The 15841-nt window shown below is 58.7% G+C and carries 13 protein-coding genes; 9 read left to right on the top strand and 4 right to left on the bottom strand.

Annotation, left to right across the window (positions count from 1 at the left end; translation table 11 throughout):
• Positions 1 to 1035 (top strand): Gfo/Idh/MocA family oxidoreductase, encoded by a 1035-nt coding sequence (locus ACOTYH_RS16055; protein WP_421637816.1) that lies wholly within the window; start codon positions 1 to 3, stop codon positions 1033 to 1035.
• Positions 1036 to 1085: 50 nt separating this feature from the next.
• The gene (locus ACOTYH_RS16050; protein ID WP_017692930.1) at positions 1086 to 1307 is read left to right on the top strand and encodes a zinc ribbon domain-containing protein; all 222 of its coding nucleotides are present in this window, start codon (positions 1086 to 1088) and stop codon (positions 1305 to 1307) included.
• On the opposite strand, the gene ACOTYH_RS16045 is transcribed toward ACOTYH_RS16050, so the two are convergent.
• The 3 genes from ACOTYH_RS16045 to xseA are packed head-to-tail and all read right to left on the bottom strand — an operon-like array spanning position 1304 to position 4106.
• Complete coding sequence (locus ACOTYH_RS16045) at positions 1304 to 1654, bottom strand: protealysin inhibitor emfourin (protein ID WP_006811517.1); 351 nt, start codon at positions 1652 to 1654, stop codon at positions 1304 to 1306. The two genes, ACOTYH_RS16050 and ACOTYH_RS16045, sit on opposite strands and share 4 nt — an antisense overlap.
• The gene (locus ACOTYH_RS16040) at positions 1655 to 2674 is read right to left on the bottom strand and encodes a M4 family metallopeptidase (protein ID WP_033487446.1); all 1020 of its coding nucleotides are present in this window, start codon (positions 2672 to 2674) and stop codon (positions 1655 to 1657) included.
• A 58-nt stretch (positions 2675 to 2732) separates the two neighbouring features.
• Positions 2733 to 4106: an exodeoxyribonuclease VII large subunit gene (gene xseA / locus ACOTYH_RS16035; protein WP_032654466.1), complete on the bottom strand. Its 1374-nt coding sequence runs from the start codon at positions 4104 to 4106 to the stop codon at positions 2733 to 2735.
• Positions 4107 to 4265: 159 nt separating this feature from the next.
• On the opposite strand from xseA, the gene guaB reads away from it, so the two are divergent.
• Positions 4266 to 5732, top strand: coding sequence for an IMP dehydrogenase (guaB, locus tag ACOTYH_RS16030; protein WP_003860601.1), 1467 nt, complete (start codon positions 4266 to 4268; stop codon positions 5730 to 5732).
• A 67-nt stretch (positions 5733 to 5799) separates the two neighbouring features.
• The gene (guaA, locus tag ACOTYH_RS16025; protein WP_006811514.1) at positions 5800 to 7377 is read left to right on the top strand and encodes a glutamine-hydrolyzing GMP synthase; all 1578 of its coding nucleotides are present in this window, start codon (positions 5800 to 5802) and stop codon (positions 7375 to 7377) included.
• Positions 7378 to 7432: 55 nt separating this feature from the next.
• Here guaA and ACOTYH_RS16020 read toward each other — a convergent pair whose 3' ends face one another.
• Entirely contained in the window at positions 7433 to 8263 is an 831-nt protein-coding gene (locus tag ACOTYH_RS16020) for a MurR/RpiR family transcriptional regulator (RefSeq protein WP_032654464.1), read from the bottom strand.
• A 291-nt stretch (positions 8264 to 8554) separates the two neighbouring features.
• Here ACOTYH_RS16020 and ACOTYH_RS16015 point away from each other — a divergent pair, with 291 nt between their 5' ends.
• The 5 genes from ACOTYH_RS16015 (at position 8555) to ACOTYH_RS15995 (ending at position 15840) form a co-directional block, all read left to right on the top strand.
• A complete protein-coding gene (locus ACOTYH_RS16015; protein ID WP_058686518.1) occupies positions 8555 to 10060 on the top strand; it encodes a CoA-acylating methylmalonate-semialdehyde dehydrogenase in 1506 nt (501 codons plus the stop codon).
• 11 nt (positions 10061 to 10071) lie between these two features.
• A complete protein-coding gene (iolD, locus tag ACOTYH_RS16010; protein ID WP_126495544.1) occupies positions 10072 to 11997 on the top strand; it encodes a 3D-(3,5/4)-trihydroxycyclohexane-1,2-dione acylhydrolase (decyclizing) in 1926 nt (641 codons plus the stop codon).
• A 299-nt stretch (positions 11998 to 12296) separates the two neighbouring features.
• The gene (gene iolG, locus ACOTYH_RS16005) at positions 12297 to 13283 is read left to right on the top strand and encodes an inositol 2-dehydrogenase (protein WP_032669395.1); all 987 of its coding nucleotides are present in this window, start codon (positions 12297 to 12299) and stop codon (positions 13281 to 13283) included.
• 31 nt (positions 13284 to 13314) lie between these two features.
• Positions 13315 to 14244 (top strand): substrate-binding domain-containing protein, encoded by a 930-nt coding sequence (locus ACOTYH_RS16000; RefSeq protein ID WP_032654457.1) that lies wholly within the window; start codon positions 13315 to 13317, stop codon positions 14242 to 14244.
• A gap of 48 nt (positions 14245 to 14292) precedes the next feature.
• A complete protein-coding gene (locus ACOTYH_RS15995) occupies positions 14293 to 15840 on the top strand; it encodes a sugar ABC transporter ATP-binding protein (RefSeq protein WP_163371475.1) in 1548 nt (515 codons plus the stop codon).
• The last annotated feature ends 1 nt before the right edge of the window (position 15841 follow it).

Genomic DNA, 15841 nt, shown 5'->3' with positions numbered 1-15841 from the left:
ATGCTGTTAGGGTTTGTTGGGCTTGGTGCTGTGGTTGAAACGGCTTACTTACCGGCAATACGAAATCTTTTTCCTGATACTCCGCGCTGTTTAGGTTTTGATATTCATCCCGAGAAGCAGCCTGTAGGGGTCACACGTTGCGCGTCGCTCGGTGAACTTCTTTCCCACCCGCTGGATACCCTGTTTATCACCACTTCCTCCCTGTACCATCTCGAGGTGCTTGAGCAGGCGCTGGCCTCACCCGCGTCGCGTATTGTGGTAGAAAAACCGATTGTCGCCACGCTGCCCCAAATTGAAAAACTGAAAGCGCTGCTGGCTCAACCGGGAGCCGCCGATCGCGTGCTGGCGCTCGATCACTGGATGGCGCGTCTCGATAGCGTAAAGCAATCACTGGTCGCTCATGTTTCTGACATCGTCAAAATCGAAGGTTTTTTGCAGGAGCCAAGCGGGTATAACGCCGAAGGAGAGCCCATTGCGCTCAACTTCGCCACCGGCGAGCCAGACGCGCGAACGCTTCGCCATCCAGATGGTGTGATTCTGGATATCGGTACGCACGTGCTGGCGATGCTGCGTGAAACGGTGCGTTACCTGGACGGCAGTGACGATATGACGTTGCAGGTGGTGACAGCAAAAGACCGCCTGGGCCGCGAAATCGCAATGGGCGATCTGACCACGGCGGAAGGCGAGGCGCATTTGCAGGGAAGCATCAGCGGCGTGCCGGTGGACATCTGGCTTAACAAATACGCGGGGCCTGCGGGCGGGCAAAAGGGATTACGCTTCTATTTGCGCGACGGGCGCATCGTCAGCCACGACCGACGCGGCGCAGAAGATGTGCTGGAGCTGATTAAGGGTAAAGAAATTCAGCGCTGGCATATTCCCGGTACGATCTACGAGCATTGCCTTGCGGAGCATATTCTGGGAGCAAAAAGTCTCTTTGAACGGGATCCGCACCAGGTGAGCCGCACGACGCGCCGCAGGGTCGAGGAGGTGACGCTGCTGCTGACCTTACAGCAACAGTTGCGTGGCCCGCACTGAACGCGACGTGGTAAAATTATCGCAGACCTGAACGCTTTGAAGGAGTCACCATGACGATTACCTGCCCGGATTGCCAGACACCGCTGGAGCCCCTGAACGGGGTAGCGCACTGCGAAAATTGTAATAAAGATATCGCGCTCGAAGCCCGCTGCCCGGAGTGTCATCAGCCACTCCAGGTACTAAAAGCCTGTGGTGCGGTGGACTATTTTTGCCAGAACGGCCACGGTCTTATCTCTAAAAAACGCGTGGAGTTTGTTCGGGCTGAAGGTTAATCGCACACGCAGCCTTCACCTTTCTGCCACAGTTCCACCAGCGACTCAGGTGCTTCCTGCTCGGGTACCAGCACGATGATATCGGCGTAGTGCGCCTGATTTTGGCCGGTCCAGATAATCTGGATGCGGAAATAGCGCTGGTCACCGCTGCCGGGGGAAGAGGCTTGCCCGGGCGGCTGGCCGCGCGGGAAAGCCTGCTCAAGAATGCTCACCAGGCGCTGGCGCTGGGCCTCATTAAGCGAGGAGAGCGCAATGGTGCGCTGGCCGCTCAGCTTAGGGATAAAGGCGACGCCGCCTTCCCGGGCCAGCTCAACCACGGCGTCATCCGTCAGTTCCGGAACCTGCATTTACAGCACCCCTACCTGTTCCCAGGCTTGTTTAATGGCCGCCCCAACGTCGCTACCGGATCGTTTCTCGCCGTGCGCGATCGTCAGTTTTGCAAAGGCGTCAAAATCCGCATCCTGCGCCAGGTTGCGATCGCAAACCGTGTCGTACCAGGCATAACCCGCTTTTTCCCAGGCGTAGCCACCGATCGCCGTTGCGGCCAGGTAAAACGCGCGGTTGGGGATGCCGGAGTTAAGATGCACGCCGCCGTTATCCTCGCGCGTTTTGATGAAGTCTTTCATGTGCGCGGGCTGCGGGTCTTTGCCGAGCAGCGGATCGTCGTAGGCGGTACCGGGTTCAGACATGGAACGTAGCCCTTTGCCGTTAATCCCCGCTGCCAGCAGCCCTTCACCAATCAGCCAGTCTGCTTTATCGGCGGTTTGCTTCAGATGATATTGCTTCACCAGCGAGCCAAACACGTCTGACAGCGACTCGTTTAGCGCGCCCGACTGTTCAAAATAAATCAGCCCGGCTTCGGTCTCGGTCACGCCGTGGCTCAGCTCATGCGCCACCACGTCGATGGCAATGGTGAAGCGGTTGAAGATTTCTCCGTCACCGTCGCCAAAGACCATCTGCTGGCCGTTCCAGAAGGCGTTCTGATATTCCCGACCATAATGCACGGTGCCGGTGAGGATCAGTCCTTTGTTATCGAGTGAATCGCGCTGATATTCTTTCCAGAAGAAATCATGGGTGATACCCAGATAATCGTACGCTTCATCCACCGCCACATCGCCGTTGGAGGGCTGGCCTTCATAGCGCACCTGGGTACCCGGCAGCTCCTGGGTCTGTTTCGCATCGTAGATGTCACGCTCAAGCTGACCGGCTTTATTCACATGCGGGGCGGCGGGTTTGCCCGGCATATGGGCCATCAGCGTCTGGACGTGGGTTAATGTCTGACGGGCGCAGCGCTGCTGCGGCTCAGAACCGCTTTCGATAATACGGCGAAGAATATACGGAGGGATGACGCTATGAAGATGGGGCATGCTGCTCTCCTTATTAAAAAAGGCAATAGCAGCAGTATAGTTTGTAACCGGCGAAGATTTATCCGCTTTTACGCTGGCGCGTTTTTTTCACCGGTTTGATCTCTTTCACCTCACTCTCGACCCAGCCGTCAGAAAGCCGGGTGGTGAGCACATCCCCGGCTTTAACCTGTTTCGTTTGTTTCAGCACTTTGCCGTCCGTCGCGGTGGTCACACTATAGCCGCGAGCCAGCGTGGAGAGCGGGCTGACGGCTTCCAGATGGGTGACCGCATTGCCGAAACGCTCGCGCGTGGTGCTCAGGCGTGAGCGGATATTTTCCGCGAGGCGGAACTCAAGCTGCTGGATACGCGTTTGTGCGCGATAAATCTTCGGCTGCGGGTTTTGCTGGTTCAGACGCTGCGTGACGCGCTGCTGGCGAGATACCGCCCGCTTAAGCTGGTTATCCAGCGCGAAGTTCATCCGCTGACGCAGACGTTCCAGCACGGTTTGCTGACGCGCCAGACGCAATTGCGGATGCTGCTGTTGCAGACGATGGTGAAGCTGGGTAAAGCGGCGGGTACGGTTGGCGAGGAAGTAATCCATCGCCATCTCCAGGCGCTGCTGCCCGTTCTGGATCTGACGCAGCAGCTCCAGCTGGTTACGGCTGACTACCTCTGCCGCCGCGGACGGCGTGGGCGCGCGTAAATCCGCGACAAAATCGGCTATCGTCACATCCGTTTCGTGACCGACGGCGCTTACCACCGGGATAAGGCTGGCAAAGATTGCCCGCGCCACGCGCTCGTCGTTAAAGCTCCAAAGGTCTTCCAGCGAGCCGCCGCCGCGCCCAACGATTAATACATCACACTCCTGACGGGCATTTGCCAGTTCAATCGCGCGCACGATCTGCCCCGGCGCATCGTCACCCTGAACGGCAGTTGGGTAAATAATGACGGGCAGGGAAGGGTCACGGCGCTTCAGAACGTGCAAAATATCGTGCAGGGCCGCACCGGTTTTCGAGGTAATGACCCCAACGCAGTGAGCGGGTGAGGGCAGGGGCTTTTTAAACTGCTGGTCGAACAATCCCTCAGCCGAAAGCATGGCTTTGAGCTGCTCGTACTTCTGTTGCAGCAAGCCTTCACCGGCGGGCTGCATGCTCTCGACGATAATCTGATAATCGCCGCGCGGCTCATACAGGGTAATGTTGGCGCGAACCAGAACCTGCTGGCCATGCTGAGGACGGAACGTCACGCGACGGTTGCTGTTGCGGAACATCGCGCAGCGCACCTGAGCGGTGTCGTCTTTCAGCGTAAAGTACCAGTGACCGGAAGCAGGCTGCGTGAAGTTAGAGATTTCACCGCTGATCCAGACCTGTCCCATTTCCTGCTCAAGCAGCAAACGTACCGTCTGATTAAGGCGGCTGACAGTATAAATTGAGGGGGATTGAGAGGATAACATGTGAGCGGGATCAAATTCTAAATCAGCAAGTTATTCAGTCGATAGTAACCTGCTGAGAGGTGAGCGCAAGCATTTTTTTCAAAAAAGTGTGGATGCAATCGGTTACGCTCTGTATAATGCCACGGCAATATTTAACCACCCAGGTCAGAGATATTGCCCATGCTACGTATCGCTAAAGAAGCACTGACGTTTGACGACGTCCTCCTCGTTCCCGCTCACTCCACCGTTCTGCCGAATACTGCCGACCTCAGCACGCAGTTGACGAAAACCATTCGTCTGAACATTCCTATGCTCTCCGCAGCAATGGACACCGTGACTGAAGCGCGTCTGGCTATCGCCCTGGCACAGGAAGGCGGCATTGGCTTTATCCACAAAAACATGTCTATCGAGCGTCAGGCGGAAGAAGTTCGCCGCGTGAAGAAGCATGAATCCGGTATCGTGTCCGATCCTCAGACCGTTCTGCCAACCACCACGCTGCACGAAGTGAAAGCCCTGACCGAGCGTAACGGCTTTGCAGGCTATCCGGTAGTCACTGAAGACAACGAACTGGTGGGTATCATTACCGGTCGTGACGTGCGTTTCGTGACTGACCTGAACCAGCCTGTCAGCGTCTACATGACGCCAAAAGAGCGTCTGGTGACCGTGCGTGAAGGCGAAACCCGCGACGTGGTGCTGGCGAAAATGCACGAAAAACGCGTTGAGAAAGCGCTGGTAGTGGACGCGAACTTCCACCTGCGCGGCATGATCACCGTTAAAGATTTCCAGAAAGCAGAACGTAAACCGAACGCCTGTAAAGACGAGCATGGCCGTCTGCGCGTCGGCGCTGCGGTTGGCGCAGGTGCGGGTAACGAAGAGCGCGTTGACGCGCTGGTTGCTGCGGGCGTTGACGTGCTGCTGATTGACTCCTCCCACGGCCACTCCGAAGGCGTTCTGCAACGTATTCGTGAAACCCGTGCTAAATACCCGGATCTCCAGATCATCGGCGGTAACGTGGCAACCGGCGCAGGCGCTCGCGCGCTGGCGGAAGCGGGTTGCAGCGCGGTGAAAGTGGGTATCGGTCCTGGCTCTATCTGTACCACCCGTATCGTCACCGGCGTAGGCGTGCCGCAGATCACGGCGGTTTCTGACGCGGTCGAAGCGCTGGAAGGTACCGGTATTCCGGTCATCGCGGACGGCGGTATCCGTTTCTCTGGCGACATCGCCAAAGCGATCGCCGCAGGTGCCGCAGCCGTGATGGTGGGCTCCATGCTGGCCGGTACCGAAGAATCCCCGGGTGAAATCGAACTCTACCAGGGGCGTTCTTATAAATCCTACCGCGGTATGGGCTCCCTGGGCGCGATGTCCAAAGGTTCCTCCGACCGTTACTTCCAGACCGATAACGCCGCAGACAAACTGGTGCCGGAAGGTATTGAAGGCCGTGTGGCGTATAAAGGCCGCCTGAAAGAGATCATTCACCAGCAGATGGGCGGCCTGCGCTCCTGTATGGGTCTGACCGGCTGTGGTACCATTGACCTGCTGCGTACCAAAGCGGAATTCGTACGCATCAGCGGTGCGGGTATCCAGGAGAGCCACGTTCACGACGTGACGATCACCAAAGAGTCCCCGAACTACCGTCTGGGCTCCTGATAAATTTCCGCGCCCGGCTCAATGCCGGGCGCTTTGTTTTGTTTCACTTGCCTCGGAATTAGCGTCAATGACGGAAAACATTCATAAACATCGCATTCTCATCCTGGACTTTGGTTCTCAGTACACTCAGCTGGTGGCGCGCCGCGTGCGTGAACTGGGCGTTTACTGTGAGCTGTGGGCGTGGGATGTCACGGAAGCACAGATTCGCGAGTTCAATCCAAGCGGCATCATCCTGTCCGGCGGCCCGGAAAGCACCACCGAAGAGAACAGCCCGCGTGCGCCGCAGTACGTGTTCGAAGCGGGCGTACCGGTGTTCGGCGTTTGCTACGGCATGCAGACCATGGCGATGCAGCTGGGCGGCCACGTAGAAGGCTCTAACGAGCGTGAGTTCGGCTACGCACAGGTTGAAGTCGTCACCGACAGCGCGCTGGTGCGCGGTATCGAAGACTCCCTGACCGCAGACGGCAAACCGCTGCTGGACGTGTGGATGAGCCACGGCGACAAAGTCACCGCTATCCCGTCTGACTTCGTGACCGTTGCCAGCACTGAAAGCTGCCCGTTCGCCATCATGGCGAACGAAGAAAAACGTTTCTACGGCGTGCAGTTCCACCCGGAAGTGACCCACACCCGTCAGGGTATGCGCATGCTGGAGCGCTTCGTGCGTGACATCTGCCAGTGCGAAGCCCTGTGGACCCCGGCAAAAATCATCGACGACGCCGTGGAGCGTATCCGCCAGCAGGTTGGCGATGACAAAGTGATCCTCGGCCTCTCCGGCGGCGTGGACTCCTCCGTGACCGCGATGCTGCTGCACCGCGCCATCGGTAAAAACCTGACCTGCGTCTTCGTGGACAACGGTCTGCTGCGTCTGAACGAAGCCCAGCAGGTTATGGACATGTTTGGCGACCACTTCGGTCTGAACATCGTTCACGTGGAAGGCGAGCAGCGCTTCCTGGACGCGCTGAAAGGCGAGAACGATCCGGAAGCGAAACGTAAAATCATCGGTCGCGTGTTCGTGGAAGTGTTCGACGAAGAAGCGCTGAAGCTGGAAGATGTGAAATGGCTGGCGCAGGGCACCATCTACCCTGACGTGATCGAGTCTGCGGCCTCCGCCACCGGTAAAGCGCACGTCATCAAATCTCACCACAACGTGGGCGGCCTGCCGAAAGAGATGAAGATGGGCCTGGTTGAACCGCTGCGTGAGCTGTTCAAAGACGAAGTGCGTAAGATCGGCCTGGAGCTGGGTCTGCCGTACGACATGCTCTACCGTCATCCGTTCCCGGGCCCGGGTCTGGGCGTGCGCGTGCTGGGCGAAGTGAAGAAAGAGTACTGCGACCTGCTGCGTCGCGCGGACGCTATCTTCATCGAAGAGCTGCACAAAGCTGACCTGTACAACAAAGTGAGCCAGGCGTTCACCGTGTTCCTGCCGGTTCGCTCCGTTGGCGTCATGGGCGATGGCCGCAAGTACGACTGGGTTGTTTCCCTGCGTGCGGTGGAAACCATCGACTTCATGACCGCGCACTGGGCGCACCTGCCGTATGACTTCTTAGGCCGCGTGTCTAACCGCATCATCAACGAAGTTAACGGTATTTCCCGCGTCGTGTATGACATCAGCGGTAAGCCACCGGCTACGATTGAGTGGGAATAATCTCCCTCTGAATTAACACCCAAACCCTCTGCCTGTGCAGGGGGTTTTTATTTCCTCACTTCCCTTCACCCAACCTATACGCCAGGGCCACTACCAGCGACTGCACCAGGCACAGCGTTGCCGACTGAGACCGAAACGCATCCACCTGCGCCTCTTTCACCACAAAGCAAAGATCGCTAAACGTCGCCAGGGGGCTTATCTGGCTGTCCGTAATCACGATCTGCCGCGCGCCGACGCTGGCGGCAGTTTCACTGACCATCACTGTCTCTTCGGCGTACGGCGAGAAGCTGATCGACACCACAATGTCGCGCGCTTTAATGCGGCTGATCTGTTCGCGCAGCATTCCGCCCATGCCGTCGAGCAGAATAGGGCGGCACTCCAGATGACTCAGGGCATAGGTCAGGTAAGCCGCGACGCTAAAGGAGCGGCGCAGTCCGGCGATGTAGATGGTGTCGGCGTCAGCCAGCAGCTGCACTGCGCGCTCCAGCATTTCCGGTTCCGCGCGGGCGGCCAGCTGCTGGAGCGCCTGCGCGTTCGAGCGGGCGAACTCGTGCAGAATATCGAGCGGCGTCTCCGGCACGGCCTCGCTCTCCATTTCACGGAACAGCCGCGCGCGGTCGCTGTAGCTGGCGGTCTCTTCCACCAGGTTCATGCGAAACAGCTGTTTCATTTCGTTAAAGCCGGTGAAGTCAAAGGCGTTGGCGAAGCGGATCAGCGTCGAGGGCGGCACGTCGGCGCGCTCGGCAATAACGGCAACCGTATCAAAGGCCACGCTGTTGGTGTTATCCAGTACATAGCGGGAGACCTGCTGCAACCTCTTACTCAGGTTATCGTATCGCTCGCGGATTTGCTGCTGCAGTTCGTTCAGGCTGGTTGCTGTCGTCATCTTATCCCCCAAATACAGTCTCATGATTCTAAACGCAAAACCGCGTCTTTTAAATGTCGGCCATCCATCTGGCAGCAAAAATGAAACAGAAACTTCAGTCATTTCCTCGCCCGAAATTTCTTAATAGCGCACGCTGAGCCAGTGTTACTGGCTGTAAACATAAAAATCCATCCTTGATCACAATAATCATCATTTATTTTATTTCAACTTAAAATGGAACGTTTGTTTCATATATAGTGTTTGTACACAGTGTTCAGTCAACAGTCACGTATCAACAGCGAGAGGTTAAGGATGGAGACGGTAGCGAATTTTATTCACGGCGAATGTGTCACCGGTTCAGGCCAGCGCGTTCAGGCGATCTTCAACCCAGCCACGGGCGAGCAGATCCGCCAGGTGGTAATGAGTACGGCGCAGGAAACCGGGCAGGCGATTGCCGCCGCGCAGCAGGCGTTTCCTGCGTGGGCGCGCCAGGCTCCGCTTAAGCGCGCGCGCGTGATGTTCCGCTTCAAGTCGCTGCTGGAGGAGAACATGACGCGCCTGGCCCGCATCATCAGCGAAGAGCACGGCAAGGTCTTCTCCGACGCGGTGGGCGAATTGACCCGTGGCCTGGAAGTGGTGGAATTTGCCTGCGGTATTCCGCATTTGCAAAAGGGTGAGCACTCTGCGAACGTCGGCACCGGCGTCGACAGCCACTCGCTGATGCAGCCGCTCGGGGTCTGCGTTGGGATCACACCGTTTAACTTCCCGGCGATGGTGCCGATGTGGATGTTCCCGATTGCGCTGGCGACAGGGAATACCTTCGTGCTGAAACCCTCGGAAAAAGATCCTTCTCTCGCGCTCGCGCTGGCGCAGCTCCTGAAAGAGGCCGGCCTGCCGGATGGCGTCTTCAACGTGGTGCAGGGTGATAAAGAGTCCGTTGACGTGCTACTGACCGATCCGCGCGTGCAGGCGGTGAGCTTTGTTGGCTCTACGCCGATTGCGGAATACATTTACCAGACCGCGTCCGCCCACGGCAAACGCTGTCAGGCGCTGGGTGGGGCGAAAAACCACTGCATTTTAATGCCGGATGCCGACATGGAGATGGCAACCAACGCCATTATGGGCGCGGCCTACGGCGCGGCGGGGGAACGCTGTATGGCGCTTTCAGTGGTACTGGCGGTGGGCGATAAAACCGCCGATGACCTCTGCGCCCGTCTGGAAAAACAGATTGCCGCGCTGCGCGTTGGGCCAGGGCTGGACCAGACGCCAGAAAACGAAATGGGGCCGCTCATCTCCTCCGCGCACCGCAGCAAGGTGCTGGGCTACATCGACAGCGGGGAAGCGCAGGGAGCGAAACTTCGCGTGGACGGTCGCGGCTTCAGCGTGAAGGGCCACGAGCAGGGCTACTTCGTCGGGCCGACGCTGTTCGATACCGTCACCCCGGAGATGACCATCTATAAAGAAGAAATTTTTGGCCCGGTGCTTTCTGTGGTTCGCGTAGCAGATTACAGCAGCGCGGTGGACCTGATTAATCGCCACGAATATGGTAATGGTACGGCGATTTTCACCCGTGATGGCGGCTGCGCCCGCCGCTTCTGCGAGGAGGTGCAGGCGGGCATGGTGGGCGTCAACGTGCCGATTCCGGTGCCGATGGCATTTCACAGTTTCGGTGGCTGGAAGCGTTCCATCTTCGGTGCGCTCAACGTCCATGGTAACGACGGCGTGCGTTTCTACACCCGAATGAAAACCGTCACCGCACGCTGGCCGGAAATGCAGCAGGAGACAGGCGCTGCGTTCTCCATGCCGACGCTGGGCTGACAGGAGGTTTTATGCAAACCGAACGTATGACCATGGCCCAGGCGCTGGTCCGGTTCCTTAATCAACAGTACGTCAGCATTGATGGCATTGAAACGCCCTTCGTGGAGGGCGTCGCCACCATCTTTGGTCACGGCAACGTGCTCGGTATCGGCCAGGCGCTGGAGCAGGATCCCGGTCATCTGAAAATCATGCAGGGGTGCAACGAGCAGGGGATTGCCCACATGGCGACGGGGTTCGCCAAACAGCATCGCCGTCAGCGCATTTTTGCCGTCACTTCCTCCGTCGGGCCAGGCGCTGCCAATATGATTACCGCAGCGGCAACGGCGACGGCGAACCGCATCCCGCTGCTACTACTGCCGGGAGATATCTACGCCAGCCGCCAGCCGGACCCCGTACTGCAGCAGATCGAGCAGTATCACGATCTTAGCATCAGCACTAATGACTGCTTCCGTCCGGTCTCCCGCTACTGGGACCGCATCAACCGGCCGGAACAGCTGATGAGCGCGATGCTAAGCGCGATGCGAACGCTCACTGACCCCGCCGATACCGGCGCGGTGACCATTTGCCTGCCGCAGGACGTGCAGGGAGAAGCCTGGGACTACCCGCTGAGCTTCTTCGCGCGTCGCGTGCACCACATCGAGCGCCGCCCGCCAGATCCGGAGCGCCTGGAGCAGGCGCGGGCGCTGATCGCCCGCAAGCTCCGTCCGCTGGTGGTTTGCGGCGGCGGCGTGCGCTATTCCGGCGCGCATGAAGCGTTTCGCGAATTTGTCGAGACGCTGCGGCTGCCGTTTGCCGAAACCCAGGCCGGAAAGGGGGCGCTGGTAAGTGACCACCCACTTAACCTGGGCGGCGTGGGGGTAACCGGTGGTATGGCCGCCAACCAGCTTGCGCCACAGGCTGACTTAGTGATTGGCATCGGCACGCGTCTTACCGACTTTACCACCGGCTCCAAGGCGCTCTTTTCCCACCCTGACGTTGAGTTCCTGCTGCTGAACGTGGCCGAGTTTGATGCCCTGAAGCTGGACGCCACCGCGCTGATTGCCGATGCCCAAACCGGGCTGAGAGGCTTGACCCACGCGCTCGCCGGGTATCGCAGCGCCTGGGGAGAAGCGATTGCCGGGGCGAAGTCCGCCTGGCGCGACGAGTGCTGCCGCCTGTGGGATCGCCAGTGGCGTCCTGATGACGCACCCGAAGTGGCTGGACACCTGGATGCGCAGCTGGCGGAATACGGCGAGACGCTCAACACCCGGCTGACCCAGACGCGGGTGCTGGGGCTGATCAACCAGCATATTGAGGATAACGCCATCATGGTGGGCGCGGCCGGTTCGCTGCCGGGCGATTTACAGCGTCTCTGGCAGGTCAAAACGCCGGACAGTTATCATCTGGAGTACGGCTACTCGTGCATGGGCTATGAGATCGCGGCAGCTATTGGCGCGAAGCTCGCGAAACCGCAGCTACCGGTTTATGCCATGGTGGGGGATGGTTCGTACATGATGCTCCATTCCGAGCTGCAAACCGCCGTACAGGAGGGGATCAAAGTCACCATTCTGTTATTTGATAACGCCGGCTTTGGCTGCATTAACAACCTACAGATGGGGCACGGAATGGGCAGTTTTGGCACGGAAAACCGCAGGCGCAACCCGGAAACCGGGCGGCTTGACGGGCCGCTGGTGAAGGTCGACTTTGCGCAAAATGCGGAAAGCTACGGCTGCCGTGCGTGGCGTGTGAACGATGAGCAAAGCCTGCTGGCGGCGCTTGAGGCGTCACGCGCGCACCCTGGCCCGACGCTGCTGGACATTAAAGTGCTGCCGAAGACCATGACCCATGACTATGCGTCGTGGTGGCGTACCGGTGACGCGCAGGTGGCGGCGTCGTCTGCCGTGCGCAAAGCCGCGGAGCAAACGCAGGCGCAGCTGAAAAAAGCCCGGCAGTATTAAGTTTTTTCGCCTTAACGAAATTTTCATTTCATTTTCTCCTTACCCTACCCTCTCCCCAAAGGGAGAGGGGATAGTTTGGTGCGCTCTTTTCTCCCTCGCCCCTTTGGGGAGAGGGCCGGGGTGAGGGGAGTTGCCGCACGTCCTTCCATGTTGTGAGATTGATAACAAAATTTATCTCATTCATCTCAAAAGTGTTAACTCACACTCAAAAACATAATTTTCACTATTTATAAAAATGAAATAAATGTTTTATTTATAGGGTCGTTAGTTCACAGCATTCACCAACACCGGGAGCCGTTATGTTTAACATTGCTTTACTGGGCGCTGGCCGAATTGGCCAGGTTCATGCAGCTAACATCGCCAGCCACGGCGCGACCACGCTCTGGTCCGTGGTTGACCCGAATCAGGAATTTGCAACCCGTCTCGCCGCGCAGTATCAGGCCCGCCAGCAGAGCTTGATTGATGCGATGACCGACCCTAACGTGCACGCCGTGCTGATCGCCTCCGCGACTGATACCCACGCGGACCTGATTGAAATGGCCGCCCGCCACGGCAAAGCCATCTTTTGTGAAAAGCCGGTACACCTCGACCTCGCCCGCGTGCGCGACTGCCTGAAAGTGGTCAAAGAGTACGATGTGCCGCTGTTTATCGGCTTTAACCGCCGCTTTGACCCGCAGTTCCGTCGCGTTAAAACCGACGTGCAGGCCGGGTGCATCGGCAAGCCGGAATCGCTGCTGATTATCTCCCGCGATCCATCTCCGCCGCCTGTGGAATACGTGCGCGTCTCCGGCGGCATGTTCCGCGATATGACTATCCACGATTTTGACATGGCACGCTTCATCATGGGCGAAGAGCCGGTGTCGGTGTATGCCCAGGGCAGCAACCTGGTGGATCCGGCGATTGGCGAGGCGGGGGATATCGATACCGCGTTTATCGTTCTGAAATACGCCTCCGGCGCGATGGCGACCATCGTTAACAGCCGCCGTTCATCTTACGGCTACGACCAGCGCCTGGAGTTGCACGGCTCCGAAGGGCTGCTGTGCGCGGGCAACATCCTTGAAAACCAGGTGCAACACTACGGTAAACAGGGCTGCACCAGCGCGCTGCCGGAACATTTCTTCCTGCAGCGCTACAAATCCGCTTACGCCGCGGAATGGGAACACTTTGTTGCGGTCCTGCGTGGCGAAGCGGTACCTGACTGCAGCGGCGATGATGGTGAACGTGCGCTGTACCTTGCGGATAAAGCGCTGGAGTCGCTGCGTAGCCAGCGCGAGATCGTCCTCTAAACACCACAACCCTACACAGAGAGACATAATAATGAAAAAACTGATCGTAGCCGCCCTCATCGCCATGACGTCCGGGGCCGCCCTCGCCGAAAACGAGCAAATAGTTTTCAGTACGCCAAACCTGGCCATGCCGTTTGAAGTTCACATGCAGCGCACGGCGGTGAAAGCCGCAAAAGAGATGGGCGTGAAGCTTCAGGTGCTGGACGGGCAGGGCAGTTCACCGAAACAGGTAGCTGACCTGGAAAACGCCATCACCCGCGGGGCGCAGGGCTTTATCGTCTCCCCGAACGACGTAAACGCGGTCTCCAGCGCGGTGGATGAAATTCAGGATGCGAAGCTGCCGGTGGTCACGCTCGACCGCTCCGTCGACAGCCAGAAGAAAGTGCCGCACTTCGGTGCCAACAACTATAAGGGCGGCCAGGCGATTGGCGATTTCGTCAAAACCAAATTCCCCAACGGCGCGGACATCATTCTCCTCACCGGTCAGCCGGGCTCTTCCTCCAATATCGAACGCACCAAAGGGATCCGCGACAGTCTGAAGGCGGGCGGGGATAAGTACAAGATCGTCGCCGATCAGACCGGCAACTGGATGCGTTCCGAAGGGATGCGCATTGTGGAAAGCGTTCTGCCTTCGCTGCCGAAACGCCCGCAGGTGATCCTCTCCGCCAACGACGATATGGCGCTGGGGGCTATTGAAGCGCTGCAAGGCCAGGGCGTAAAGCCGGGAGAAATTCTGGTCACCGGCTTTGATGCGGTACCGGAAGCGCTGGCTCGCGTGCGCGACGGCTGGCTGGCGGTGACGGCTGATCAGCGTCCGGGCTTTGCGGTGCAGACGGCGATGAGCCAGCTGGTGGCCAACGTGCGCGAGAAGAAAGCCATCACCGGAGCCGACTACCCGCCGACGCTGATCACCAAAGAGAACCTACAGCAGGCCGAGCGTATCGGTGAGGCCGGTAACTGATATGTCCCGAGCCGCCTCTGGCGGCTCAACATGAGGAGGAGCAGACCGATGTCGCAACCCTTACTGAAAGTGACCGACCTGGCAAAAAGCTTTTCCGGCGTCTGGGCGCTGAGCAGCGCTCAGCTGACCGTCGGTAGCGGAGAAATCCACGCCCTGCTGGGGGAAAACGGGGCGGGAAAATCTACATTGCTGAAAGCGCTCGCGGGCGCGCAGCCGCAAACCCGCGGGGATATCTGGTTTAACGACGAAACGCTGCCGGTAGATGACTCTCCAGTGGAACGCCAGAACAAGGGCATTATCACCATCTATCAGGAGTTCAACCTGCTGCCCAACATGACCGTTGCGGAAAACATGTTTCTCGGGCGCGAACCGCGCAGGCGCAACCTGATCGTTGACGAAAAAGCAGTAAACCAGGAGGCGCAGGTCATTCTGGATTACCTGCAACTGAATATTGCGCCGACCACACCGGTTGCCCGCCTGAGCGTGGCCCAGCAGCAGATGGTGGAGATCGCGAGAGCGCTGACCCTTAACGCTCGGCTGATCATCATGGATGAACCTTCCGCCGCGCTGAGCGACAGCGAAGTAGAAAGCCTGCACCGCGTGGTGCGGGAGCTTAAAAACCGTGGCGTGAGTATTATCTATGTAACTCACCGCCTGCACGAAGTTTTCCAGCTCTGCGATCGCTTCACCGTTTTCCAGGACGGCCGCTTCACCGGCACCGGCGCGGTGGTGGAGACCAACGTAGAGCAGCTGATCCGCCTGATGGTCGGGCGCGACGTAGCCTTTAACCGTCGTCCTGCCAGCGAAACGCATCATGAAGACAAACCCGTCCGCCTGGCAGTGAAGGGGCTGAGCCGCGAGAAGCCGCCGCTGGATCCGCACGGTATTGCCCTGCACGACATCAGCTTCCACGTCCACGCCGGGGAGGTGCTGGGCATCGCCGGACTGGTGGGTGCAGGACGCACCGAAGTGGCCCGCTGCCTGTTTGGCGCAGACGCGTTTACCTCTGGCAGCTTTGAGCTTGACGGCGTGCCGTACCAGCCGCGCGACCCGCTGTATGCCCTCGATCAGGGCGTGGCGCTGGTGCCGGAAGATCGCAAAAAAGAGGGGGCGGTGCTGGGGCTGTCGATTCGCGACAACCTGTCGCTCTCCTGCCTTTCGTCACTGCTGCACTGGCGCTGGTTCGTCAATACCCGCAAAGAGGACGATCTGATTGAGTCCTACCGCCAGGCGCTGCAGATCAAAATGGTCAACAGTGCGCAGGAGGTGCGCAAGCTCTCCGGCGGTAACCAGCAAAAAGTCATCCTCGCGCGATGCATGGCGCTCAACCCACGGGTGCTGATTGTCGATGAGCCAACGCGTGGCATCGACGTGGGGACCAAATCAGAAGTGCACCAGGTGCTGTTTGACATGGCGAAAAAGGGCGTGGCGGTGATTGTGATCTCCTCCGATCTGCCTGAAGTGATGGCGGTGTCCGACCGGATCATCACCCTGAGCGAAGGCCGGGTAACCGGCGAGATCCACGGCGATGATGCCAACGAAGAGCGGCTGATGACGATGATGGCCATCAACCACAACGCCCTGAACGCGGCATAAC

It is taken from the genome of Enterobacter cloacae complex sp. SHL001 (assembly GCF_049236825.1).
Lineage (GTDB): Bacteria > Pseudomonadota > Gammaproteobacteria > Enterobacterales > Enterobacteriaceae > Enterobacter > Enterobacter hormaechei_C.
The sequence above is the reverse complement of the archived record's forward strand: the minus strand, read 5'-3'. Positions and strand labels throughout refer to the sequence as shown.

Excerpts from the sequence above, each read along its gene's own strand:
- ACOTYH_RS16055 (WP_421637816.1), top strand. The coding sequence starts at position 1 with ATGCTGTTAGGGTTTGTTGGGCTTGGTGCTGTGGTTGAAACGGCTTAC.
- ACOTYH_RS16050 (WP_017692930.1), top strand. The coding sequence starts at position 1,086 with ATGACGATTACCTGCCCGGATTGCCAGACACCGCTGGAGCCCCTGAAC.
- ACOTYH_RS16045 (WP_006811517.1), bottom strand. The coding sequence starts at position 1,654 with ATGCAGGTTCCGGAACTGACGGATGACGCCGTGGTTGAGCTGGCCCGG.
- ACOTYH_RS16040 (WP_033487446.1), bottom strand. The coding sequence starts at position 2,674 with ATGCCCCATCTTCATAGCGTCATCCCTCCGTATATTCTTCGCCGTATT.
- xseA (WP_032654466.1), bottom strand. The coding sequence starts at position 4,106 with ATGTTATCCTCTCAATCCCCCTCAATTTATACTGTCAGCCGCCTTAAT.
- guaB (WP_003860601.1), top strand. The coding sequence starts at position 4,266 with ATGCTACGTATCGCTAAAGAAGCACTGACGTTTGACGACGTCCTCCTC.
- guaA (WP_006811514.1), top strand. The coding sequence starts at position 5,800 with ATGACGGAAAACATTCATAAACATCGCATTCTCATCCTGGACTTTGGT.
- ACOTYH_RS16020 (WP_032654464.1), bottom strand. The coding sequence starts at position 8,263 with ATGACGACAGCAACCAGCCTGAACGAACTGCAGCAGCAAATCCGCGAG.
- ACOTYH_RS16015 (WP_058686518.1), top strand. The coding sequence starts at position 8,555 with ATGGAGACGGTAGCGAATTTTATTCACGGCGAATGTGTCACCGGTTCA.
- iolD (WP_126495544.1), top strand. The coding sequence starts at position 10,072 with ATGCAAACCGAACGTATGACCATGGCCCAGGCGCTGGTCCGGTTCCTT.
- iolG (WP_032669395.1), top strand. The coding sequence starts at position 12,297 with ATGTTTAACATTGCTTTACTGGGCGCTGGCCGAATTGGCCAGGTTCAT.
- ACOTYH_RS16000 (WP_032654457.1), top strand. The coding sequence starts at position 13,315 with ATGAAAAAACTGATCGTAGCCGCCCTCATCGCCATGACGTCCGGGGCC.
- ACOTYH_RS15995 (WP_163371475.1), top strand. The coding sequence starts at position 14,293 with ATGTCGCAACCCTTACTGAAAGTGACCGACCTGGCAAAAAGCTTTTCC.